This is a genomic window from Mesorhizobium sp. WSM4829, assembly GCF_055811475.1.
Window position 1 is genome coordinate 77,530 of the sequence record NZ_JBVVQJ010000026.1, and the last position, 24,383, is coordinate 101,912.

General features: G+C 62.4%; 17 protein-coding genes and 1 tRNA gene. 10 read left to right on the forward strand and 8 right to left on the reverse strand.

Annotated features, from left to right (window positions below; all coding sequences use genetic code 11):
- Positions 1-3: 3 nt before the first annotated feature.
- The 4 genes from AC0L17_RS23120 to aceA all read right to left on the reverse strand — a co-directional run bounded on the left by AC0L17_RS23120 (position 4) and on the right by aceA (position 2,934).
- A complete protein-coding gene (locus tag AC0L17_RS23120) occupies positions 4-447 on the reverse strand; it encodes a Fur family transcriptional regulator (RefSeq protein WP_023800311.1) in 444 nt (147 codons plus the stop codon).
- Between the two features lie 195 nt (positions 448-642).
- Positions 643-1,056, reverse strand: coding sequence for a response regulator (locus tag AC0L17_RS23125; RefSeq protein WP_473517526.1), 414 nt, complete (start codon positions 1,054-1,056; stop codon positions 643-645).
- Between the two features lie 280 nt (positions 1,057-1,336).
- Positions 1,337-1,579, reverse strand: a complete 243-nt coding sequence (locus AC0L17_RS23130; RefSeq protein WP_027156310.1) for an SMc00767 family acetate metabolism repressor — start codon at positions 1,577-1,579, stop codon at positions 1,337-1,339.
- 65 nt (positions 1,580-1,644) lie between these two features.
- Positions 1,645-2,934 (reverse strand): isocitrate lyase, encoded by a 1,290-nt coding sequence (gene aceA / locus AC0L17_RS23135; protein WP_077379770.1) that lies wholly within the window; start codon positions 2,932-2,934, stop codon positions 1,645-1,647.
- A 246-nt stretch (positions 2,935-3,180) separates the two neighbouring features.
- On the opposite strand from aceA, the gene AC0L17_RS23140 reads away from it, so the two are divergent.
- The 6 genes from AC0L17_RS23140 (at position 3,181) to AC0L17_RS23165 (ending at position 10,204) form a co-directional block, all read left to right on the forward strand.
- Positions 3,181-4,635 carry a helix-turn-helix domain-containing protein gene (locus AC0L17_RS23140; protein ID WP_473517527.1) on the forward strand — a complete coding sequence of 485 codons (1,455 nt, stop codon included), beginning with the start codon at positions 3,181-3,183 and terminating at the stop codon, positions 4,633-4,635.
- A 147-nt stretch (positions 4,636-4,782) separates the two neighbouring features.
- On the forward strand, positions 4,783-5,736 hold the full coding sequence (locus AC0L17_RS23145; protein ID WP_473511426.1) for a DMT family transporter: 954 nt from the start codon (positions 4,783-4,785) through the stop codon (positions 5,734-5,736).
- Between the two features lie 357 nt (positions 5,737-6,093).
- Entirely contained in the window at positions 6,094-7,191 is a 1,098-nt protein-coding gene (locus tag AC0L17_RS23150; RefSeq protein ID WP_473517528.1) for a polyamine ABC transporter substrate-binding protein, read from the forward strand.
- Positions 7,192-7,266: 75 nt separating this feature from the next.
- The gene (locus tag AC0L17_RS23155; protein ID WP_091595229.1) at positions 7,267-8,406 is read left to right on the forward strand and encodes an ABC transporter ATP-binding protein; all 1,140 of its coding nucleotides are present in this window, start codon (positions 7,267-7,269) and stop codon (positions 8,404-8,406) included.
- 8 nt (positions 8,407-8,414) lie between these two features.
- Positions 8,415-9,389, forward strand: a complete 975-nt coding sequence (locus AC0L17_RS23160; protein ID WP_473511429.1) for an ABC transporter permease subunit — start codon at positions 8,415-8,417, stop codon at positions 9,387-9,389.
- On the forward strand, positions 9,386-10,204 hold the full coding sequence (locus AC0L17_RS23165; protein WP_287065432.1) for an ABC transporter permease: 819 nt from the start codon (positions 9,386-9,388) through the stop codon (positions 10,202-10,204). The genes AC0L17_RS23160 and AC0L17_RS23165 overlap by 4 nt, the downstream gene beginning before the upstream one ends.
- A gap of 68 nt (positions 10,205-10,272) precedes the next feature.
- On the opposite strand, the gene AC0L17_RS23170 is transcribed toward AC0L17_RS23165, so the two are convergent.
- On the reverse strand, positions 10,273-12,123 hold the full coding sequence (locus AC0L17_RS23170; protein WP_091595235.1) for an AsmA family protein: 1,851 nt from the start codon (positions 12,121-12,123) through the stop codon (positions 10,273-10,275).
- 300 nt (positions 12,124-12,423) lie between these two features.
- Here AC0L17_RS23170 and AC0L17_RS23175 point away from each other — a divergent pair, with 300 nt between their 5' ends.
- The gene (locus tag AC0L17_RS23175; protein WP_473517529.1) at positions 12,424-14,430 is read left to right on the forward strand and encodes an acetoacetate--CoA ligase; all 2,007 of its coding nucleotides are present in this window, start codon (positions 12,424-12,426) and stop codon (positions 14,428-14,430) included.
- A gap of 437 nt (positions 14,431-14,867) precedes the next feature.
- Here the strand turns inward: AC0L17_RS23175 and AC0L17_RS23180 are convergent, their stop codons facing one another.
- Positions 14,868-18,542, reverse strand: coding sequence for a PAS domain S-box protein (locus AC0L17_RS23180; protein WP_473517530.1), 3,675 nt, complete (start codon positions 18,540-18,542; stop codon positions 14,868-14,870).
- Positions 18,543-18,796: 254 nt separating this feature from the next.
- Here AC0L17_RS23180 and AC0L17_RS23185 point away from each other — a divergent pair, with 254 nt between their 5' ends.
- A complete protein-coding gene (locus tag AC0L17_RS23185; protein WP_128166139.1) occupies positions 18,797-19,255 on the forward strand; it encodes a phasin in 459 nt (152 codons plus the stop codon).
- A gap of 442 nt (positions 19,256-19,697) precedes the next feature.
- Positions 19,698-19,774, forward strand: a tRNA-His gene (locus AC0L17_RS23190).
- Positions 19,775-20,027: 253 nt separating this feature from the next.
- Here the strand turns inward: AC0L17_RS23190 and AC0L17_RS23195 are convergent.
- On the reverse strand, positions 20,028-21,479 hold the full coding sequence (locus tag AC0L17_RS23195; RefSeq protein WP_473517531.1) for an acetamidase/formamidase family protein: 1,452 nt from the start codon (positions 21,477-21,479) through the stop codon (positions 20,028-20,030).
- A 428-nt stretch (positions 21,480-21,907) separates the two neighbouring features.
- Between AC0L17_RS23195 and AC0L17_RS23200 the strand changes: the two genes are divergently transcribed.
- A complete protein-coding gene (locus tag AC0L17_RS23200) occupies positions 21,908-24,097 on the forward strand; it encodes an acetamidase/formamidase family protein (RefSeq protein WP_473517532.1) in 2,190 nt (729 codons plus the stop codon).
- Between the two features lie 49 nt (positions 24,098-24,146).
- Here the strand turns inward: AC0L17_RS23200 and AC0L17_RS23205 are convergent.
- On the reverse strand, positions 24,147-24,383 hold a 237-nt coding region (locus AC0L17_RS23205), incomplete at its 5' end, for an EAL domain-containing protein (protein ID WP_473517533.1).

A 24,383-nucleotide genomic window follows, 5' to 3' on the forward strand; every position in this document is an offset into this window, starting at 1 on the left:
CGGTCATTCTCTGGTTTGACGAGAGCGACGCTGTTTCTGGATCGGCTTCACGTAGATCTCCAGTCTGTGGCTGATGATCGTGAATCCGTGCTGTCGAGCGATTTCCTCCTGGAGCCGCTCGATCTCCGCCGACTGGAACTCGATGACATCTCCCGTCTCGATGTTGATGAGATGATCGTGATGCTCGCGGGGGACGGTTTCGTATCTGGCGCGCCGATCGCCAAAGGTGTGCCGCTCCAGAATGCCCTTTTCGCGCAGAAGGCTGACGGTGCGATAGACAGTGGCGAGCGCGATCGTCGGCTCGATGGCGACAACACGGCGATGGAGTTCCACCACATCCGGATGGTCGCTGGATTCGGATAGAACGCGCATGATGACGCGGCGCGGACCGGTGATGCGCAGTCCGAGTTCCCTGCAAAGCGCGGCGATGGTCTGTTCTGAGGACATGTCATGATCCGCCGATATCGACAGCCATGTCGCGAAGTCGGAACATGCCTGCGGATTTGTTCGAAGGTGCTATCCCAGATGCGTCGCAATTGCAAAAGGACATCGGACTGGGTTCGCTGTCAGGCGGTCACATACTGACATAAGAGATTCAGATCCGATCGCAAGAAGCGAGGAAGGAGCCGGATAGGACGCCGGCTAGCTGCGTCCGAGCCCGATCAAATGGTCGATCACCGGCTGCAGCCGTTCGGTCGTGATCGGCTTGACGACCACCGCATCGACGACGCTCGACAGGCCGAGGCTCTCCGGTGTGCCGCTCTTGGTCGAGAGCAGGATCACCGAGGGACGCGATCTGCCCGAGATGCGTCGAAGCGCGTCGATACGCGACATCAGTGCGTCGCAGTCCTTGTTGTCGGCTCCGCCATCGAGAACGACAGCTCCGGGAATGAGCGAGCGCAGCGTCGCTGCCGCCGTTTCGGGCGATTCCGAGATCGGTTTGAGCCCAGACCGTTCGACGATTTTCGAAACCACCACCCGGTTGACCGGCGATTTTCCGACGACGAGCACGCGGGTGAAGTCGGTGAGCATTTCGGGGTCCACATTCCGGCTCATCAAACTCAACTGGTTCACAGTGCGATTCAAGGGGCGCATGAGCAGGGCGGGCACTCGCTAGTTTCAATGCAGGGTTGTACTTTGGAAACAATTGCCGTGAGATCGCTGCCTATGTCAAGCTGAAATGGCCGGCGTCGAGAACATCGCAAGAAAGGTTAAAATTTAAAGCAAGTTCTTTTCTGGCCGTGCATGCAAACTGGTTGTGCAAGTGCAAAATCACCTGCGCAGAGAACTGCGCAGGTGATGCCGCATCCGCCAGCAGGATTTCGTCGGATTTCGATCAGCCGACGCTCCGCTGCGTGACGATGACCGGGATCAGCAGGTCGCCCCAGTTGCCGTCGCCGCCATGGTGCCGTGCCGAGCGCACCAGTTCTACCGACACACCGGCCTCGACCGCCTTCATCACCGACTGGTTGAGCCTGTGCAGGTCGTTGGCCAGCATGCGGATGGTCGCCTGCTGGTCGACGGTCATCGTGGTGGCCTGTTCTTCGGCCCGTTCCTTGACGCGGCTTATCGATGCCATTGGTCTTCTCCTTGCGTATTTTTTTACCCCTTGTGGGGCGTTGCCTCTATTTTGTTGCGTTCGTGCTATTCCGCCGCCGGTTTGAACTGGGCGTGCTCGGTCGATTCATGCATGGCCGTGGTCGAAGACCGGCCACCGGTGATCGCCATCGACACGGCGTCGAAATAGCCGGTGCCGACTTCGCGCTGGTGCTTGGTCGCGGTGTAGCCGTGGGCTTCCGCCGCGAATTCAGCCTCCTGCAGTTCGGAATAAGCCGCCATCTGACGCGCCTTGTAGCCGCGGGCGAGTTCGAACATGCCGAAATTGAGCTGGTGAAAACCGGCCAGCGTGATGAACTGGAACTTGTAGCCCATGGCGCCGAGTTCCTTCTGGAACCTGGCGATGGTGGCATCGTCGAGGTTCTTCTTCCAGTTGAACGACGGCGAGCAATTATAGGCGAGAAGCTTGCCGGGATGGTGCCTGTGCACGCCCTCGGCGAACTTTTTGGCCTGCGCCAGATCGGGCTTGGAGGTTTCGCACCAGATCAGGTCGGCGTGGGGCGCGTAGGCGACGGCCCGTGCGATGCAGGGCTCGATGCCATTCCTGACTTGATAGAAGCCCTCCACCGTACGGCCGGCGCCATAGTCGACGAAGGGCTGGTCGCGCTCGTCGATGTCGGAGGTGAGCAGCTTTGCCGCTTCCGCGTCGGTGCGCGCGACGACCAGCGTCGGCGTGCCCATGACGTCGGCGGCAAGCCGCGCGGCGTTGAGGTTGCGGATGTGTGCGGCGGTCGGGATCAGCACCTTGCCGCCGAGATGGCCGCACTTCTTCTCCGACGCCAGCTGGTCCTCGTAGTGGACGCCGGCGGCACCCGCCTCGATGAAGGCCTTCATGATCTCGAAGGCGTTGAGCGGTCCGCCGAAGCCGGCTTCCGCATCGGCGACAACGGGCGCGAACCAGGTGTCGACCGAAAGCCCCTTGCCTTCGGAGGTCTCGATCTGGTCGGCGCGCTGCAGGGTGCGGTTGATGCGCTTGACCAGTTCGGGCGCTGCATTGGCGGGATAAAGCGACTGGTCCGGATACATGGCGGATGCGGTGTTGGCATCGGCCGCGACCTGCCATCCGGACAGGTAGATCGCCTTCAGTCCGGCCCGGACCTGCTGCATCGCCTGGTTGCCCGACATGGCGCCGAGCGCGTTGACGAAGTCCTCTTCGTGGATGAGCTTCCAGAGCCGGTTGGCGCCCATTTCGGCGAGGCTCTGCCGGATCTGGACCGAACCGCGCAGCCGCTTCACATCGTCCGGCGAGTAGGGCCGCTCGATGCCGTCGAAGCGGCCTTCCGGCGCCGAGGGGACGAGGTTGTAAAAATCAGTCATTGGTCGCTCCGACAGATCGTTGTTGAGATAGAAACGCCGCCTCATGAAAATTTCTGCGCCGTTTTGGTATGACAGCATTTACATTTTGACGGCGGGCCAGGCGAGGAAAACCAGAGGATTGGCTGGAAAATAAGGGAAAACCTGTGTTGCGTTTGACAGTCAGGTGCTGTAAATCTGTCATGATTGTAAAAGGCCGGCATGGCAGCGCCGCGCGGGAGTCATGTAAATTCTGTCAAGGACAGCCGAGTGGCCGATCAAAAAATCTTCGCCGGGCCGCGCATCCGCCGCATCCGCAGCGCCAAGGGCCTGACCCAGACGGCGATGGCCGAAGGTCTTGGCATCTCGCCGTCCTACCTCAATCTCATCGAGCGCAACCAGCGGCCGCTGACGGTCCAGCTGATCCTCAAGCTGGCATCTGTCTACAAGGTCGACCCGCATGAATTGCAGGGCGAGGCGAGGGGGTCGGTCACCGCCTTGAAGGAAGTGTTTTCAGATCCGCTGCTGGTTGGCGAATTGCCTGGCGACCAGGAGCTGATCGAGCTTGCCGAGGCGGCGCCCAACGCTTCCGCCGCGGTGATAAAACTGTTTCGCGCTTATCGCGAGCAGGCCGAGCGCCTTTCCGACCTCAACGAACTCCTGGCGCGTGAGGGCAAAGCGACGGCGCTGTCCGGCGCCCGCCTGCCGATCGACGAGGTGCACGAGATTTTCGAGCGCCGTCCGAACCATTTTGCCGCGCTGGAAGAGGAGGCCGAGGCATTCATTTCGGTGCTCGATCCCGGCGACGACCTGCTCGGTGCGCTGAAGGCCTGGCTGAAGCGCGAATACGGCATCGTCGTCAAGGTGCTGCCGGTCGCCACCATGCCGAACTGGCGCCGCCGCTACGACCGCCATTCGCAGCGTCTGTTCCTGTCCGAGCGCCTGTCGCCGTTCGACCAGTTGCGCGAGGTGGCGATGGAGGCCTGCCTGATCCGCATGACGGTCGCCGTGGCAAGCGAGATCCAGGCGCTGAAGCTGTCCACGGATGAGGCCCGCCGGCTCGCCCGCTTCGAGCTTGGCCGCTACGCTGCCCACGCGCTGATGATGCCCTATCAATCCTTTCACGCAGCCGCCACACGCGCGCGTTACGACATCGACGTGCTGCGCTCGCGCTTCGGCGTCTCCTTCGAGCAGGCGGCGAACCGGTTGACCACGCTGCAGCGGCCGGGCGCGCCGGGCGTGCCATTCTTCATGCTCGAGGTCGACAATGCCGGCAACCGCTTCCGCAAGGCTGGCAGCCAGGGTTTTCCGCAGAGCCGCTTCGGCGGCGGCTGTCCAAAGCTTCCCGTGCATGCCGCCTTTACCCAGCCCGGCCAGATATTCGTCGAGGCGGTGGAAATGCCCGACGGCGCCGAATTCCTCTGCGTCGCCCGCACGCTCGAGGGGCCGCAAGGCTCGTTTGCGGAGCGCCCGCGCCGTACCGCACTTCTGCTCGGCTGCGACATCGGCTTTCGTGACGAGATCGTCTACGGCGCGGCACTGCCGGGGCCGGCTGCCGCTGCGGCCGGAAAAGCCGGACAGGGCACAAGTCCGGCCACGCCGGTTGGCCCGGCCTGCCGGCTGTGCGAACGCATCGGCTGCCTCGCCCGCGCCGAGCCGCCGGTGACGCGCCCGCTCGGCCTCGACGAGATGGTGACCGGACTAAGCGCCTTCGATTTCCAGTGAGGTCCCGGCAGGCGACTGCCGTCTTTGCCACAACCATCGCTGCCCGGTGGACCACGCTCCGCCGCTGCCTTTGCGCTAGGCGAATGTGGCACGTTTCTGTCGTCCGCTGTGCCTCGTGTTGCCTCGAAATCGCCGACAGTCGCAATCATGACCGATATATCATCATCACCGTTAGCCGTTTCGCCTGTCGTCTCGCCGCGTGACGAGCGTGTCGGCTTCCTGCTGATTTTCCTGTCGGCGCTGATGTGGAGTTTCGGTGGCGCCATCGCCCGTTTCATCGACGCCGGAGACAGCTGGACGGTGGTGTTCTGGCGCTCGGTCTGGGCCGCCGCCTTCCTCTTCTGCTTCATGGTCTGGCGCGACGGCTGGCACGGCACGGTGAGGTTGTTCCGCGGCATGGGCCTGCCCGGCCTTGCCGTGGCGTTCTGCTTCGCCACCGCATCGACCTCATTCGTCGTGGCGCTTGCCTACACCACTGTCGCCAACATCCTTTTGATGCAGGCTGGCGTGCCGCTCCTGGCGGCGCTGTTTGCCTGGGTGCTGTTTCGCGAACGGGTGGCCTTGGCGACCTGGGTGGCGATTGCCGCCGTCATTGCCGGCGTTGCCATCATGGTATCGGAATCGCTCGATGGCGCGGTGTCGCCCATTGGTGACGGCCTGGCGCTGCTTATCGCCGTGATGTTTTCGATCGCCACGGTCATCACGCGACGCTTTGCCCATGTGCGCATGACGCCGGCGACCTGCCTCGGCACGATGATTGCCGCCGCATTCGCCGCGTCGCAGGCATCGCAATTCGGCGTTTCCAGCAGCGACATGGGCTTCCTGTTTGCATTCGGCGTGGTCAATCTCGGTCTCGGCCTTGCCTTTTTCGCCACCGGCGCCCGGCTGGTTCCGGCTGCTGTCGCAGCACTGCTCGGCACGTTCGAGCCGATCCTCGGCCCGATCTGGGTCTGGCTCATCCATTCCGAGGTGCCGTCCGGACGCACCATCCTTGGCGGAACGGTCGTGGTCACGGCGCTGCTCGTCCATATCGGGCTCGAATTCAAGCGTCAGACGCGGCCGGTGCGGCCGGGTGTCACCGGTATGCCGTCGCCTAATTGATGCAGCGCACGCGCCAAAGCGAGATGAGCCATTGACAATGGCGCAGCCGCGCGGGCAGGCTGTCAATACGGCAACAACAAGACAGGCTCATCTTGCCAAGTCTCCCCTCCGGCCCGACCGAGACCGGACAACATCGTCGTATCCCTGCCCGCGCCGTGGCGAGAGCCTTTGACGGCGCCGGAATGCCACCTGGATCACGAGAAAGGAACCGGGGGATCGGCCGTTGCGCATCGAACCGCTGTCGTGTTGGCGGTTCGCGCTTGTCGCTTGTCGGAAAGCCCAATAATCTGAAGCAAACGCCCAGCCGCGCAGCCCCGCGACGAGCTGGCGATGGAACACTCATCAAAGGAGAGACGCATGATCCGCAAAGCATTCTGGCTTTCGGCGACCTCGGCATTTCTGGCGCTTTTCACCCTCGGCGCTCATGCCCAGGAGCGCGTCGTCAACGTCTATAACTGGTCGGATTACATCGACAGCTCGATCATCGACGACTTCACCAAGGAAACGGGCATCAAGGTCACCTACGACACCTTCGATTCCAACGAGCTGCTTGAGACGAAACTGCTTGCCGGCGGCAGCGGCTACGACGTTGTCGTACCGACCGCCAATTTCCTCGCACGCCAGATCCAGGCAGGGGTGTTCCAGAAGCTCGACAAGTCGAAGCTGCCCAACATTTCCAACATGTGGGACGTCGTTTCGGAGCGCACGACCAAGTACGATCCCGGCAACGAATATTCGATCAACTACATGTGGGGCACGGTCGGCCTCGGCTATAACGTCAAGAAAGTGCAGGAAGCGCTCGGCACCGACAAGATCGACAGCTGGGACGTGTTCTTCAACCCGGAAAAGCTGGCCAAGCTGAAGGATTGCGGCGTCTTTGTCCTCGATTCTCCGAGCGACATCCTGCCGAACGTCTTCAAATATCTGGGCATCGATCCCGAGACCACATCGCCGGACGATTTCGCCAAGGCCGAAGAAGTGATGCTGAAGGTCAGGCCTTACATCCGCAAGTTCCACTCGTCTGAATATATCAACGCGCTGGCCAATGGCGACATCTGCCTGGCCGTTGGCTGGTCGGGCGACGTGTTCCAGGCGCGCGACCGTGCGACGGAAGCAAACCAGGGCGTTGAGATCGCCTATTCCGTGCCGAAGGAAGGCGCCGAAATGTGGTTCGACCAGATGGCGATCCCGGCCGACGCGCCGCATGTCGCCGAAGCTCATGAATTCCTGAACTACATGATGAAGCCGGAAGTCATCGCCAAGGCGAGCAATTTCGTCTTCTACGCCAATGGCAACAAGGCGTCGCAGCAATTCATCGACAAGGAGATACTCGAGGATCCGGCGATCTACCCGGACGAGGCGACGCTGGCGAAACTGTTCACCATCACCCCCTATGATTCCAAGACCCAGCGCGTCGTCACCCGCACCTGGACCAGGATCGTCACCGGGCAGTAAGCGACAATCAGCGACCCCGGCAGGTGCTGCCGGGGTCAAGTCTTCTGGGGATAGAACGCGAGCACGGAGTGGGACATGAAATCGCTTGGCAGCATCCGCAGGGATTTCGCGCCATGGAACGATCCGAACGCCAAGCCGTACATCCAGTTCGACAAGGTCACCAAGAAGTTCGGTGACTTCACTGCCGTCAACAATTTGTCGCTGACCATATTCGAGCGCGAGTTCTTTGCCCTGCTCGGCGCATCCGGCTGCGGAAAGTCGACGCTTCTGCGGATGCTCGCCGGTTTCGAGGAGCCGACCGCCGGCCGCATCCTGCTCGACGGCCAGGATCTGCGCGGCATCCCGCCATACCGGCGGCCGGTCAACATGATGTTCCAGTCCTATGCGCTGTTCCCGCATATGACGGTCGAGAACAACATTGCCTTCGGCCTCAAGCAGGACGGCATGCCGAAGCCCGAGATCGCGGCGCGCGTTGGAGAGATGCTGAAGCTGGTCAAGCTCGAGCAGTTCGCCAAGCGCAAGCCGCACCAATTGTCCGGCGGCCAGCGCCAGCGCGTCGCGCTTGCCCGCTCGGTCGCCAAGCGGCCGAAGGTGCTGCTGCTCGACGAGCCGTTGGGCGCGCTGGACAAGAAGTTGCGCGAGGAAACCCAGTTCGAGCTGATGGATCTGCAGCAGTCACTCGGCCTCACCTTCGTTGTCGTCACCCACGACCAGGAAGAGGCGATGACCATGGCCGACCGCATCGCCATCATCGACAAAGGCGAGGTGATGCAGGTGGCGACGCCGGCGGAAGTCTACGAGGCGCCGGGCTCCCGTTTCGTCGCCGGCTTTGTCGGCAACGTCAATATGTTCGAAGGCAAGATTGCGCATGGCGAGGCGGGTGCGGCAAGCATCGATGCCGGCAACGGCATCACCATCCGCACCGAGCATGCCGGCGATGCCGCAACTGGCGCGGCCGTCGCCTTCGCGATCAGGCCGGAGAAGATCAGGATATCGTCGACGAGACCGGCCGGCGCCGTCAACGCCATCGAGGGCGAGGTCTACGATATCGCCTATCTCGGCGACATGACCGTCTATCACGTCAGGCTGGACGACGGCCAGGTGGTGCGAGCGAGCACGATGAACGCGGCCCGCATCACCGAGGATCCGCTGAGCTGGAACGACCGTGCCTGGGTGTCGTTCCGGCCGGATGCCGGCGTCGTGCTGACGCGATAGGGGCGGCCATGTCGAATGCCGCTGTCACCGCTGCAACAAGCTCTCGAGCCACCGCTGCGGACAAATCCGCCCTGGCCAGGCTGGGAGAGGCCTTCGTTGGCCGTCTTGTCATCCTCATCCCGTATCTATGGCTGGTCTTTTTCTTCCTTGTTCCGTTCGTCATCGTCTTCAAGATCTCGCTGTCGCAGACCGCGATCGCCATACCGCCCTACACGCCGGTGCTCGGCTTCGGCGACGGCCTTGCCGGTTTCTTCGCCCAGCTGAATGAGCTCAGCATCGACAACTACACATGGCTGACGCAGGACGCGCTCTACGTCAACGCCTATGTGACCAGCGTCATCGTCGCCGCCATCTCGACGGTGCTGACATTGCTTGTCGGCTACCCGATCGCCTACGGCATGGCGCGCGCCCCGGCGATGCTGCGCCCGACTTTGCTGATGCTGGTGATCCTGCCGTTCTGGACCTCGTTCCTGATCCGGGTCTACGCCTGGATCGGCATCCTCAAGCCTGAGGGGCTGCTCAACCAACTGCTGCTCGCCACCGGCGTTATCAGCCAGCCGCTGATCATCCTCAACACCTATACGGCGATCTTCATCGGCATCGTCTATTCCTACCTGCCGTTCATGGTGCTGCCGCTCTATTCGTCGCTGGAAAAGATGGATTATTCGCTGATCGAGGCAGCCAAGGATCTCGGCTGCCCACCGACCAGCGCCTTCTGGAAGATCACCTTTCCGCTGTCGCTACCCGGCGTCATCGCCGGCTGCCTGCTGGTGTTCATCCCCGCCGTCGGCGAATTCGTCATTCCCGACCTGCTCGGCGGCTCACAGACGCTGATGATCGGCAAGACGCTGTGGAACGAGTTCTTCGCCAATCGTGACTGGCCGGTGTCTTCGGCCGTCGCCGTCATCCTGCTGTTGCTGCTGATCGTGCCGATCATGCTCTTCCAGCGGGCCCAGGCCCGCGCCCAGGAGCAGGACAGATGAACCCGACCTGGAGCCGCTTCAACATCACTTCGATCGTGCTCGGCTTTGCCTTTCTTTACCTGCCGATCGTCCTGCTCGTCGTCTTCTCTTTCAACGAATCGAAACTGGTCACCGTCTGGGGCGGCTTCTCGACCAAATGGTACGTCTCGCTGTTCCACAACCAGGGTCTCATGGACGCCACCTGGGTAACGGCCCGTGTCGCCGTCATCTCGGCCACCGTGGCGACCGTGCTCGGCACGCTGGCGGCTCTCACCTTGACGCGCTACACGCGCTTCAAGGGCCGGACGCTGTTTTCCGGCATGGTCTTTGCGCCGCTGGTCATGCCGGAAGTCATTACCGGCCTGTCGCTGCTGCTGCTCTTCGTCGCCGTCGGTCTCGACCGCGGTTTTGTCACCGTCACGCTTGCCCACATCACCCTGACCATGTGCTTCGTCGCCGTCGTCGTGCAGTCGCGCCTGATCACGTTCGACCGCTCGCTCGAAGAAGCCGCGATGGATCTTGGCGCGCCGCCGGTGAAGACCTTCTTCCAGATCACGCTGCCGGTCATCATGCCGGCGATCGTGTCCGGCTGGATGCTGGCGTTCACACTGTCGCTCGACGATCTGGTCATCGCCAGCTTCACCTCAGGGCCTGGCGCCACCACGCTGCCGATGAAGATCTACAGCCAGGTTCGTCTCGGTGTGACGCCGGAGATCAACGCCGCCTGCACCATCCTGATCGCGGTTGTGGCGGTCGGCGTCATCATCGCGTCGCTCGCCAACAAGCGGCGCGAGGTCCAGCGCCAGCGCGACGAGCAGGCCGCTCAGCGTGGGTGACGAAAGGGGCGGCAGCAGCAAAAGCCGGCAGGAAGCACTTCTGACGACGACCGCAGCAGCTTTGTTGCCTACTCGCCGGATACCCCGCGGCTTATCGGCGAAATGAACGGCGTGCTCCACGTTCCGCCGATGAAGAACGAAGACTGGTTGGGACCTTGGCTATTTGTCTGCGTGGCTGGCTGGTCCGCCTGAATGATGCCGCCGGACAGCGCCAGTCCGCGCCCGGCATAGGAGGCGATACCGGAAAGCCAGATCTTGTACTTCGCCGAATTCGCTTCGGCCTTGTCGATCTTCGCCACACCGTTCGAAATGCTCGCCTTGAGTTCGGCCCCGTCGATCGGCAGCGTTCCGTCGGAGACATCATCGAGCGCGAAGAACCCGCCCTGTTCATTGTGTTTGAGAAACGCCGGCAGGTTGAACCGGCTCAACGCGCCTTGGCCGAATTTCGCCGAAACCGAGCCGTCGGCATTTTCGAAAATGGAATCCCAGGTTCTGCCCGGCCCCTTGAGGATGACCGAAACGGTTCCCGTGCCGATCGGCACCAGTCGCGTCATTCCGGCTGCGGTGCCAAAAGCCCCGCCGTCGATGTCGGAGGCGAGCAGCCTGATCTCGACCTGCGTGCCTTCCGGCTTGCGGTCGAAACGAAGGCTGCTCTGGATGTTGCCGCCAAAGGCCGATGCATCGGAAATATCGAAGACGGCAAGACCGTTCTTGACCTGGGCAGCGGCGGCGACGTCGGCAAGCTGGATGGCGCCTGCGGTGGCCTGCGCTGCCGACAGTCTGAGATCGAGATCGATGCGGTCGGCGACGCTTATGTCGATTTCGCCGGGGCCAGCGCCGTTCGCGGGCGCCAAGGGTGCGAAGGCGGAGAGAAACGACCGCAGGTCGAGCGTCTCGAAGGCGAGCGTACCGGCGATCACCGGCCGCGCCTCGCCAAAGGAGAAATCCAGCGCACCCATTCCCGGATTGTCGTCCAGGGCGATCTCGGTGTTTTCGAATTTAATGCGGCCGGAGGTCGCCGTGAGCTTGCTGGAAACGGAAACCGAGCCAATTGCTGCGCCCGGCGCGATGCCGGCCCGCGACCATTCGAGCGCGCGCCTGAGCGAGGGTGCGGCAAATTTTGCCTGGCCGTCGAAATAGGCGTTCTCGGACATGCTGGCCACGCCGTCGAACGAAAAACTGGCAGGGGCCGCCTTGAAGGAAAGCGTCATCGGCGCCGCACCTCCGCCAAACAGCACCAGCGGGTTTGACGATGCGGCATCCACGGCGACGCTTTCGCCGCGCCAGATCCCGGTCGCCGACAGCGTCGCATTGCTGTTCATTGCGGCCCAGTTCGCCTGACCGCTCAGGCTGCTCAGTATCTCAGCGTCCTTGCCATCGACGGAGGTCACCACGCGGCCGTTCCTGAACTCCACGGTGCCGAACGGATCAGCCGGCAGCTTGCTGAGGTCCGGCTTGGCTGGATTGGCGCTGACAACGGCGCGAGCGATGTCGATGGACCGGGTGATGCGCCCGCCCGAAGGCAGGGCGGGCAGAAAAAATCCATGTGCTGCGCGTTGAACCCTGATCGTCGGCCGGATCAGCCGCGCCGTCGAGAACACCACATTGCCACGCAACGCCGCCATGGCGGAGAGATTGACCTCGACCCGTTCAGCCTCGATCACCGGCGGCGCGTCGGTCTCTGTCCATTGCGAAAGCGTCACGTCGGCCAGGATGGCACGGAAATTCGGCCAGACCTCGATCCGTGGCGCGCCGTCGATGGTGACCCTGAAACCGCTCCACGCACTCATTTCCCAAGCGATGCGGTCGCGCACGATACGGGTCGAGGCGACGAGCGGCAGGGCGGCAACGGCCAGCGCGATGACCAGCACGGCAACGCCGATCGCCCATATTCCGCGCCGGATCAAAGGTGATGGCATGTCGCCCCGTATGCTTCCGTTCCGACAAAAAATCGCCCGACGGGTGTAACCCCCAGTCGTTACCTACGACTTAGGGCTGTCGCATTTCAAGTCTTTATGGCCCAGCGATGGCATTTGCGCACCATCCGCGTCGCCCGGCCGAACAAAATCTTGCTCTGCTGCGCTGCGATATGCATAAGCGATGCCAATGCATGTCGCCAAAATGCGCAACGTTTTTGGATAACGACATGATAATAACAAAAGTCTAAAGCGCGTCGCGTGAATCTCTTCAAGCGTAACGTGCTTTAAGGAGGAACGTTCATGGCTGGCGACGCACCGCTCTGGATACCGACCAAAGACCAGATCGACGCGGCGCCGATGACCGCCTTCATGCAGGCCGCGGCGGCCGCAACCGGCAAGGTTTTTTCCGCCTACGGCGATCTTCATCGTTGGTCGATCGACGATCGCGAGGCGTTCTGGAGCCTGGTCTGGGAGTTTTGCGGGATCGTCGGCGACAAGGGCGCCAATGGGGGCGCCAATGGGGGCGCCGGTGGCGGGATCAGTGGCGGTGAGCGCGTGCTTGTCGATGGCGAGAAGATGCCCGGCGCCGCCTTCTTTCCCGACGCCAAGCTTAACTTCGCCGAGAACCTGTTGAAAAAAACCGGGCTCGGTGACGCCATCGTCTTTCGCGGCGAGGACAAGGTCGAGCGCCGGCTCTCCTGGAACGAGTTGCATGCGCTGACCTCGCGGCTGCAGCAGCTTTTCCTGTCGCTCGGGGTGAAAAAGGGCGACCGCATCGCTGCCATGATGCCCAACATGCCGGAGACGGTCGCGGCAATGCTGGCGACAGCCTCGATCGGGGCCGTGTGGTCGTCCTGCTCTCCCGATTTCGGCGAGCAGGGCGTTCTGGACCGGTTCGGCCAGATCGAGCCTGTCGTCTTCATCGCGCCCGACGGTTACTGGTACAATGGCAAGGCGATCGAGGTTGCCGACAAGATCGCGGCCGTTGCGGCAAAGCTCGTCACCGTCCGCAAGATCCTGATCGTCGACTATCTCGGCACGTCGACCGACGTGGCGGCGACCATCGAGAAGGCGACTGCGCTGGACGAGGCGCTCTCATCCTTCGCTGCCAAGTCGGTCACCTTCGAACGGTTGCCGTTCGCGCAGCCGCTCTACATCCTGTTTTCTTCCGGAACGACCGGCATTCCCAAATGCATTGTCCATTCGGCCGGCGGAACGCTGATCCAGCATGTCAAGGAAGAACGGCTCCACGCCGGCCTGCTAGACGGCGACCGCTTCTTTTATTTCACCACCTGCGGCTGGATGATGTGGAACTGGCTGGTCTCAGGCCTGGCGTCGGGCGCAACCCTTCTGCTTTATGACGGGTCGCCCTTCTACCCCGACGGCAACGTGCTGTTCGACTTCGCCGACGCCGAGAAGATGACCTATTTCGGCACCTCGGCCAAATTCATCGATTCCGCGCGCAAGGCCGGCCTCAGGCCGATCAACACGCACGATCTTTCCAGCGTGCGCACGATCTCCTCCACCGGCTCGCCACTGTCGCCGGAAGATTTCCGCTTCGTCTATGACGGCATCAAGAAAGACGTGCATCTCGCCTCCATCTCTGGCGGCACCGACATCGTCTCCTGCTTCGTGCTCGGCGTGCCGACCCAACCGGTATGGATCGGAGAGATCCAGGGACCTGGCCTCGGCCTCGCCGTCGATGTCTGGGACGACGACGGCCAGCCGCTCAGGCAGGAAAAGGGTGAGCTCGTCTGCACCAAGGCGTTCCCGGCGATGCCGATCGGCTTCTGGAACGATCCCGAAGGCAAGAAATACCACGCAGCCTATTTCGAGCGCTTCGACAATGTCTGGTGCCACGGCGACTTCGCCGAATGGACCGCCCATGGCGGCCTGATCATCCACGGCCGTTCCGATGCGACGCTCAACCCGGGCGGTGTGCGGATCGGCACGGCGGAAATCTACAACCAAGTCGAGCAGATGCCGGAAATCCTGGAAGCGCTGTGCATCGCCCAGGATTTCGACAATGATGTGCGGGTCGTGCTGTTCGTGCGGCTGGCGGCCGGCGTTGAACTCGACGCCGAGCTGGAAAAACGCATCCGCGCGAAAATCCGCAGCGGCGCGAGCCCGCGCCACGTGCCGGCTAAAATCGTCGCCGTCGCCGACATTCCTCGCACCAAATCGGGCAAGATCACCGAGCTTGCGGTGCGCGACGTGGTGCATGGCCGTGCCGTCAAGAACAAGGAGGCGCTGGCCAATCCCGAAGCGCTCGAGCTGTTCCGCGACCTGCCGCAGCTGGCCGATTAGTTTCTCGAGGTCCAAGACATGCGATCCGTCACGCGTTCAAACGGAGCCGAGCATGGTTAACGAAATATCTCGCTCGAATTTACCTAGATTTCATGAGTGGTACACATTGGTAAATTATTCGCGGCGCCGGTAAGGTTTTGTTAAGGGCCGACATCGATAGTCGTGCGTAACTTGAGGGAGAAATCCCGTTCCTCTAAATCCCCAGAGGATCTGAATTCGCTCAAGCCCCGATGTACAGCAATCGATCATTCAAGGCGTCCTGTTGGACGCCTTTCTTTTTGGAGCATCGGACCCAAAAGGGGCACCGGTTTTGGGAAAATCCGATGCTCAAACAAAAAGACAGAGCATCGGACCCAAAAGTGGGCACCGGTTTGGGAAATCCGGTGCTCAAACAAAGAGATAGAGCGGCGATACGGACGGGCCGAAAGTCCGCTGCCCTAATCCGCCAGCACGCGGGTCGACGGGAAAGCGACTTCGACCAGAGTGCCCTCGCCGGGCGTCGAGTTGATGGTGAACCGGGCCCGGTTCGCCTCGACCATGGCCTTGGTCAGCGGGAGCCCGAGACCGGTGCCGTCGCCGCGCCCGCGCTTAAGCGCGTTGAGCTGCTTGAACGGCTTGAGCGCCTGCTCGATCTCGGACTGGCTCATGCCGATGCCGGTGTCGCGCACGCGCATCACGACGTCGCCGGAGATCTCGTAGGCTGTCGATACGATCACCTGGCCGCCGGCCTGCGTGTAGCGGATGGCATTCGACAGGATGTTCAGCGCGATCTGGCGCACGCTGCGCAGATCGGCCACCACTTCCGGCAGCCGGGAGGCGAAGCTGGAGCGGATGATGACGCGTTCGCGGTTGGCTTGCGGCTGCATCATCGCCACCGTCTCGGCCAGCGTGTCGTTGAGCGACACTGCCTCATAGGCCATCTCCTGCTGGCCGGCCTCGATTTTCGAAATATCGAGCAGATCGTTGACCAGGTCGAGCACATGGTTGCCCGACCGGTTGATGTCGCGCAGATAGTCGCGGTAGCGGTCATTGGCGACCGGTCCGAATTTCTCGTCGACCATCAGCTCGGAGAAGCCGATGATGGCGTTGAGCGGCGTGCGGATTTCGTGGCTGATGCGGGCGAGGAAGTCGGTCTTCTGCGAGGAAGCGCGCTCGGCCACAGCGCGCGCCTGGGTCAGATCCTCTTCGGCCCGCTTCCACTGGGTGATGTCGCGCACCACCGCGCAGAAACCGCTGTCGTTGGGCAGCCTGCCGATGGTCATGAACAGCGGAATGAAGCGCCCCTGCGCCTCGCGTCCGATCACCTCGCGGCCGTCGTTGAGCACGCTCGCCACGCCGGGCTCGGATAATCCGTCGAGATAGTCTCGCGCGGCGCGCTGGCTTTCGATCGCGAACAGCGAGACGAAGGGTTTTCCGGTCACCTCGTCGCTGTCGAAACCGAACAGCGCCTCCGCCGGTCGGCTGATCGAGCGGATCGTTCCGTCTCGGCCGATCAGCACGACGCCGTCGGTCGCGGTGTCGATGATGGTGCGCATCTCGGCGATGCGCGCCTTGAGCTCCGAAGTGTCCGGCTGCGTCTGGTCGTCGGCGGCACCTGCTGCCTCGTCGTCGCCGGAACGGCGCACGACCAGCATCAGCGCCTTGCCGCTACGCCAGGGAACCGAGCGCAGAATGGCCTCGATCGGGAACTCCTGACCGTCACGCGTCTTCAACCGCAGCGCGTGATCGGTTCCATCGGAGGCGCTGCCGTCGTAAGGATCGGCAAACAGCGCGTCGAGGCCACCGGCATCCTCCAGCTGGTCGAGCGTGTCATAGCCGGTCAGGCTGAGGAATTCCTCGTTCGCATAGTGAAGATCGTCGCCGGAATGGATCAGCAGCGGCACCGGCAGCTTGCCGAGGATCGAAATGTCCGGAGCCTTGTTGTCGTCCGCGGTCGAAAAAGCCGACGGCACGAACCCTTCGAGCTTGAGCGGCGGCACCGGCAGGCGCGGCCGCTCGACCGTCGCCGGCTCGACGTCGCCGGCATCGCCGATGCCATCGGTTGGCGAACCGGTTTCGCCGTCATCGGGTCGCGCCGAGTCCTCGCTGTCTTCTGCATCGCGGAAATCGGCGGCCGTCATGCTGTCGGCGTCTTCGGCGATCGATCGACTGGCGGCGTCGGTGGGCTCAGCGATCTCCTGCGCCGGTTTGTCCGGCTCGGAGACCGGCGCACAGTCGCCATCGTCGGTGACGTAGTCCCGGTCGGCATAGTCGAGCAGCGAGCCTGAGAGGTCGGACACGGTTGCTTGCGGCTGCTCACCGTCGAGCCTTGCGACATCCTTCTCGTCTTCGACATCGGTTTCGGTCGGTTCCGCCGCAGCCGGCTCTGCCGCAATTGCGGCAGCGGACTGTTCGGTCGGGGGATTGTCCTTCTTGAGCCGCTCGCCGATCTCACGGAATGCACTGCGTTCCAGCGTCGACAGGCCTTTGTCGTTGGCCGGCTGCCTGTGCTCCGCCAACCGGATCACCTTGTCGGCTAAGCGCCGCTCCGGCTTCGGCACGATGGTCAGCGCCGGCACCTCGCCCTGGAACGGGTCGGTTTCGTCAGGCGTTTTGGCGACTTCCGGCTCGACGGCCACGGGGACGTCGGCATTGGCGACAAGCGCCATGCCGATCGCTTCCGGATCGACCACCGCATCGCCGGTGCGAGCAACGCCGAAACCGCGAAAGCCTTCGAAGGCACGGCTGCGGCCGTAGACGGGCAGCGCCGCCAGGTCGACGGGTATCTTGAAATCGGTGCCGGCGACCGGCCACAGCACCGAGCGGCCGGACCAGGTATCGCGTCGGTCGAGCAGGCCGGCGATGTCGCCGGTCGCATCGAGGTCGAAGGTGGCCGCGACGTCCCTGAAGCGCCGGCCGATCACATCGGCGGCAGGCTTGCCGACGAGTTCCGCGAATTCCGGCGACAGCGCACTGAACCTGCCCTCGGCGTCGGTGCGCCAGACGAAACGCAGGGGCGCCGCCGCGCGGTCGATCGAGGGGATGGCATTTTTGACCGGGGAGGCGGCCCTGACGGCATTTTGTGCGAAGCTTTCTGCCGAAGCATCCGCCTCGACAGGACCGGATGCATCCGGTCCCGGCTTTTGCGCCTCCTCCTCGCTGGCGCTGAAATACCAATGGTCATGCTGTGGAGGTATCCCGCCGGCCGCTTCCGGACCCTGCTCGGTTGAATCAGGCGCAGTTGAATGAGATCCGGTCGAATCGACCCCAGTGGAATCGGGCCCACTGGAGTCGGGGACATCATGCTCCGCCGACAGCGAAGTGTCTTCGTCGGCCGCCGCAACTGTCTGCACTGCCGCAGCCGTTTTCGCGACTGTTGCCGGCGGGTTGTCCTGTTGTGCTTTTGGCGGGACTGCGGCATCGGCCGCCGCCCCTGCGCTGAGCACGCCAGCAGGGGCTGCTTCGGAGTCCAGCTGGTTCTCGTCGATCACCACCAGCAGGTGCCGCTCGTCAGTCAGCCGGGCGAGGCCGGCCGGGTAGGAAGCGGTGCCGCCAGGAACGAGGCGTTTGACGGCGCGACCGCTCTCGTTCGCAACATCGGCGACAAGTGCTGTCAGCGTTTCGGGCAGGATGCCGAGTGCCGAAAAACCATCGGAAGCGGCCTCTATGTTGCCGTTGGCATCGACGAAGGCGATGAAATGACCGTCTTCGGTAAAGCCGCTGATGGCCCGAGCGGCAAGCTCGGCGCCGCTGCGCGAGCCGGTCTGCGTCGCCGGCACCGCCAGCATGATGGCGTTTTCGCCGTCAGGCATTGTCACCGCGCTGGCCAGAAAGCCAACCGCGCGGCTGGTCAGCCCGGTTGCCAGCCGCACCGTGATGGCGCGGTCGCGGCCGATCTGTGGAAAACCGCTTGTCGCCATGATCTGGCGCCTGGCGATCGGCGGCAAGCCGGCCGAGGCGCCGATGATCGCCTCGATGTCGGGGTAGCCGAACACCGCTGCCCCGGGTCCGTTGGCCCAGATCACCTGTTCGAGGTCTGCCGACAAAAGAGCGATCGCGTCGCCGGCGGCAAAGCGCTGGCGGACCGCGTCGAGCACGGCGACGTCGAGGAAGGAGTAGTTTTCAGACGGCATGCGCTTTGGGAACCCTTACGAAGCGGGCAGTTTGCAGTTAACGCTTTGTTAATAAAAGCCGACGGTGCGAAGGTCCACAAGCCATAGCGTGCAACCGCCGGAATCTCTGGGCGCGTGGTTAACGCTGGGAGAGAAAATTTATGGTGCGCTGCAACAAAGATATTGCAATGCACAAGATTTGCCTTTATATTGCCATCATACATGAACGAGACGGCTTTCCTATCGAAGCCGCTACCACTGCAAAGGATGGAAAATTGTCCAGGACCAAGACCGCTGATACTATCGAAAACGTTGAATTCCCGAGTTTCGACGCTTCCAAGGCCACCGACCAGATCCGTGCTTTCGCCGAAAAGGGCGTCGAGCAGTCGAAAGAGGCCTATGCCAAGCTGAAGACCGGCGCCGAAGAGACCCAGAAGGCCCTTGAGTCCACCTTTGAGACCGCCAAGACCGTTTCCAACGACCTGTCGCTCAAGACCATTGCCGCTCTGCGCGCCAATACTGAAGCCGGCTTGTCGCATTTCGAAGCTCTGATCGGCGCCAAGTCGCTGTCGGAAGTCGTCGAACTGCAGACCGCATTCCTGCGCAAGCAGGTCGAGATGACTGTCGAGCAGGCAAAGGATTTCCAGACCGTCGCCTCCAAGGCGGCCGAGGACGTCTCCAAGCCGATCAAGACCGCCTTCGAGAAGGCGATGAAGGAAGTTAAGATCGCCTAATATTTGCGCATAGTTCGAAGATGCAACAAAAGGTCGCATTTCTTCGAACAGGATTATGTGAGATATAGTGGTCCAAGCGAATACCCGGCGGGTGGAACCTCCTCCCTCTGCTCTCCGGGATGACCAGCCAGCACCTCCTCCCGCTGGCTCGGAACAGGAAAAGGCCGGCACCTCCTCCCGCCGGCCTTTTTCTTTGCCCGGCGAATATGATGTCGGTGCCGGAGCACCCTTTGCCTACAGCGCCGGGCGCCTTCCTGGACGCGCAAAGCACGCTGCGGAACCCTGGGATTTTGCGCATGATCCCCAGCGAAATCGATTCCGATTTTCCGGGCCATGCGCGGCCAAAAGCCTTGAATTAAACTCCGATAGCCCGTATGGACGCATCGCCGAACGACAGAGCGGGTCTCGGAGGATGAACGTTCCATCCCGCTCAGGCGAACGTGCCGTTGTAGCTCAGATGGTTAGAGCGCCGGATTGTGGATCCGGAGGTCGCTGGTTCGATCCCAGCCAACGGTACCATTGGTGCACGGTCGCCTTCTTCGGTTTCGGCCGCTTCTCTTGGCTACTGATGTCCGTTCTTACGGAGGGACCGGTCGGTGCCCCGCTTGTTTCGGATTCCTGATGCATGTTGCGCAAAAGCATGCCCTCGGGCCTGACCCGAGGGTGCGCAGCGTAAAGCGCGTCGCATGTATCCCTTCAAACGCGACGCGCTTTAGCTTTAGTCGAGCTTCCGAGTAACGGCAATGTGATGCGAGATTTGGTTACCGACACCTCAGGCGACACGTGCGGCGAAGATGTCCTTCTTCACCACCGCATGTACCCCCCAGTTTCCGTCGACGACCTGGGTGATGCCGAAGTCTACTCCGATCGACATCAGGGAAATCGCCTCGTCCTCTGTCAGTCCTTTGGTCGTCATGAGGAAGTGGCGCATCTTCCGGAAAGCATCGCGCAGCGCTCTGTCGACAGACGACTTCGAATAGATGTCGCTCTGAGCGCTCGGTCCCAGTTCCTCAAGATAGTTGGCGTAGGAAAACCCATGCACCAGCCAGTCCGTTTGCGTCTCGAGCATGGGGTAGTTGAGCTCCTCGAGCGGTGTGCCGGCTAGGTCCGCTTTCTTGTGCAAGATGAGTTGGAACGTGCCGGTGAGCGAGCATTCGATCGCCGTGCCGCATAATTCGCTGTCGCCTTGGCTGGCATGGGGATCACCGACCGAGAGCAGCGCGCCGTCGACGGAGACCGGATAATACATCGTGGCGCCCTTGCCGATGCGCCAGTTATCGATGTTGCCGCCGGTGTAGCTCGGCGGGATGGTGTCTACGACGTCCGCTTCTTTCGGTGCCAGTCCGATCGTGCCGAAATGCGGGCGAATGGGCAGTCTCACGCCCTTCAGCACATCGTAGTTTCGTTTGGTTAGGCTGTGGTCGACCGGAACCCCGGGATAGTCGATCGTGTCATGCCTGACGCCAAACGGATCAGTCTGCGGCACCCATTGGAAATTGTAGACCGCTTCGGCCCAGCTTTTGCCGCCGGCAACGTCGACCTCGTAGATGGTGACGACCTCGCGCTTGGTGCCGCCAAGGAGATCATTGTAGTGGAAGCCCCAATTGGCCGCCGCGTTGGAGCCATATGATTTGCCGCTGAACTTGGGATTGCCAGAGGGACGCGGCCCGCAATCGAGAATCCGCACCTCTAATATGTCGCCCGGCTCCGCGTCGCGGACATAGACCGGGCCGGTCATGATGTGCACGCCCTGCCCCTCACCAGAACCTTTCTTGTACTTGGCCGGGTCGGTAGGGCCGGCACCGCGGCGGTCGACGCCCTTCTTCACTTTCGTCCAGAGATAGACGCTCTCTGCACCCTCGTCGCCGTCGACCATGCGCTCCAGATCATCGCCCGCATGGTGGGTGAGCGACTCGATCGTGACGATGTCACCGGAATCGACCTCGATGCGCGGCTTCAGCGATTTGCTGAAGTAGCCCCAATGCACGGTCTCGGCGTTGGCCGGCAAATAATGATAGGCGCGTTGTGCAGGCTGCTTCGATGTCGTGGCCTGCGCCAGTGCGGGTGTGACCAGCGAGATGCCACCGGCGCCCAGCGTGGCCAGACCGCTGGCTGCGAACAGGCCCCCCTTCAGAAAGCCGCGTCGCTCGGCATTTAGATCTTGCTTCAACTTCTTGTAGTGGAGCTCGAAATGCGGACAGCTGATATCATCGCCTTTGCACATGAACAGTCCCCTTGTTTTTGTTGGAAGGAATGTGCGCGATTTTATGCACCACGCGCGCCATCGGCAATCCGGCCAGCCGGCCGCGAAAATCAATGCATCGCGCTGTTTCCTGAAAAAATACAAGTAAATTCAATGGCTTACGCTCACGTCGGCAAAATCGGCGAGCTTGAGCTCCGCCTGGTGACAGGGTAAAGTCAAGAGATTGTTCGCATGCGCACAAAGACTGTGGCGGGCGCCGCGCTAAAGTGAATCTCGGCGGGCGGGTCTCCTGATGGACGTAACGCGCCCCGGAAAGGTCTCTTATGGTTGCGGCTCTGTGATCGATCGACCACCTGCCTCTCGAACACCGCGATAAGGCGTGGCTCGACTGGTTTGAGGAGCTTTCCCTTTCCGCGACTGTCGACGACCAGCCGATCCCGAGAGGCACCATGCACCTGCGGGCAGCGAACGCCACCACGCGCCTCGCCGACGTCTCTGGCACACCCCAGCGCATCGTGCCGATGCGTCGGGACCACGGGATTCTATTCGCTCTCATCGTTGCTGGGCGCGGGCGTCTTGTCGCCCCGCACCAGGCGTTCGATCTTGCTGACGGCGACATGATGGTGCTGGGCACGGCCGACGACTGGTCTTTGACCTTTCGCAGTGACTTCCGCGCGTTCATACTTCAGGCGGCCGCCGGTCCGCTGGAAACACGGCTGGGCCGCAGCGGCATCCGCTTGCCGAAGGTGCTAGGCAGCACCGTCGTCGCTGCGGTTGCGAAATCCGGATTGCGAACGCTGGGCTCCAATCTCGAGACTTCCGGTGCGGCCGATCTGACCGCCGCCGAAGTGGCTTTGACGGAACTCGTGGCAAGCGCCCTGCTTGGCGAGGTACGTGAGCCCGCTGGCAGCCTGACCGGGGTGCAAACGGCGCATTTCAGGCGCGTCGCGGCGACGATTGACGCCCGGCTGTCGGACCCGGATCTTGCCTTGGCCCTGATCGCGAGACTGGAAGGGCTTTCCGTACGCTACGCGCAAAAACTGTTCGAGGGGCGCGGCGAAAGCTTCTCCGAATATGTGCGCCAGCAGCGCCTCGAACATTGCCGCATAGACCTGGCGGATCCCAACCATGCACATGAAAGCGTGGCCGCGATCGGACAGCGCTGGGGCTTTCGCGATCAATCGCATTTCAGCCGCACTTTCGGCGCGACGTTTGGAATGAGTCCCAGGCAGGTGAGGCGCGCCAGGTCGCAGACGGATGAAGCTTATCCGCTGCGCGGCAAACCGGACGGCCGCAAGTCGGCGGCGGCGCGGCCGGCCCCGATGCTGCAGGCCGCTATGGATCGCCCGCCAACGGCAAGAGCGCGTGAACGGACGGACCATTGGCATTTGCCAGCAACAGCGGAGACCGTGCATTGGGGCTTTTTCAGCCGCTCGCTGCCGCCGGTGTTGCGCGTCGATCCGGGCGATTCAGTCACCGTTGAGACACTCACTCAGCACGCGGGCGACGACTGGCAGCGGATGGTGGCGGGTGACAGCGGGGCTGAAAGCGTGTTCGATTGGTCACCCGAACACAAGCGCGTCGACCGTCGCGGGGCCGGTCCGGCAAACGCTTCCATCTTCGGGCGCGGCGCTGGCGAGGGGTTCGGCGTTCACATCATGACTGGCCCGATCTATGTGCGCGGCGCCGAGCCCGGCGACGTGCTCGAGATCGAGTTCGTCGAAATTCGGCCACGGCCGAGCGCTGCCTTTCCCGGCAAGGCCTTCGCATCGAACGTATCGGCGTGGTGGGGGTATCAGTATCACGACCTTCTGGACCGGGATGCCAAACGCGAAACGGTGACTATCTTCGAGATCGACATGCGGTGCCCGGCCGCAGCGCGGCCGCTGTACAGCTACGAATGGCAGCCGCAGACCGACCCCTTCGGCGTTGTCCACGCGACGATCGACTATCCTGGCATACCCGTCGACCACAGCAAGGTTTCGCATCGCGACTTGAGTGGTAGCGGCGTGCGCATACCGGCGCGCCTGCATTTCGGGTGCATCGCGGTGGCTCCGCGCGAGGCCGACCTGGTCGATTCCATCCCGCCGGGCTATTTCGGCGGCAATATCGACAATTGGAGGATCGGAGCCGGCGCGAAGCTTTATTTGCCCGTTGCGGTTCAGGGCGCACTGCTCTCGCTCGGCGATGGACATTTCGCGCAGTCGGACGGCGAGATCAATGGCACGGGTCTTGAGTGTTCGCTGACCGGCGACATCATCATCAAGCTGCACAAGGCGGGCGAAGGGTGCCCGGCTTTCCTGCGCGGTCTCAACTCGCCGCTCATCGAAACCGAGCACAGCTGGGTGATACAGAGTTTTAGCCATCCCAACTACCTCAGGGACCTCGGCAGCAACGCGCAGTCGGACGTCTACAAGACATCCACCATCGAGTTGGCGCTGCGCAACGCCTTCCGCCAGACGCGCCGATTCATCATGCAGGCATACGATCTCACGGAGGACGAGGTGTTGAGCATCATGTCGCTTGCCGCCGACTTCGGCGTTACGCAAGTCGCCGACGGAAATTTCGGCGTGCACGCCACGATCACCAAGGCCGTGTTCGGCGAGCGACAGCACAGCCAGCGTACCGCTCGCCCCTGACCACCCATGATCAGAGATCACGCAGCGGTTTCATTGATGGCGTGTGCCCTCACAACTCCGTGGCGTGCTCTTTTAGTGCCACCTCAAGCGCCTGGCTTAGAGGCACCGCCTTGGAGAATAGGAAGCCCTGAGCAGTTCTGCAGCCGAGCTTGTACAGAATTTGCCGGTCCGCCTCTGTTTCGACGCCCTCGGCCATGACATCGATCCCGAGCGCCCGACCAAGATCGATCACCGTTTTGACAAGCAGCCGGTCCTCCCGAGACTTGGCCAAGCCGCGAATGAAGCC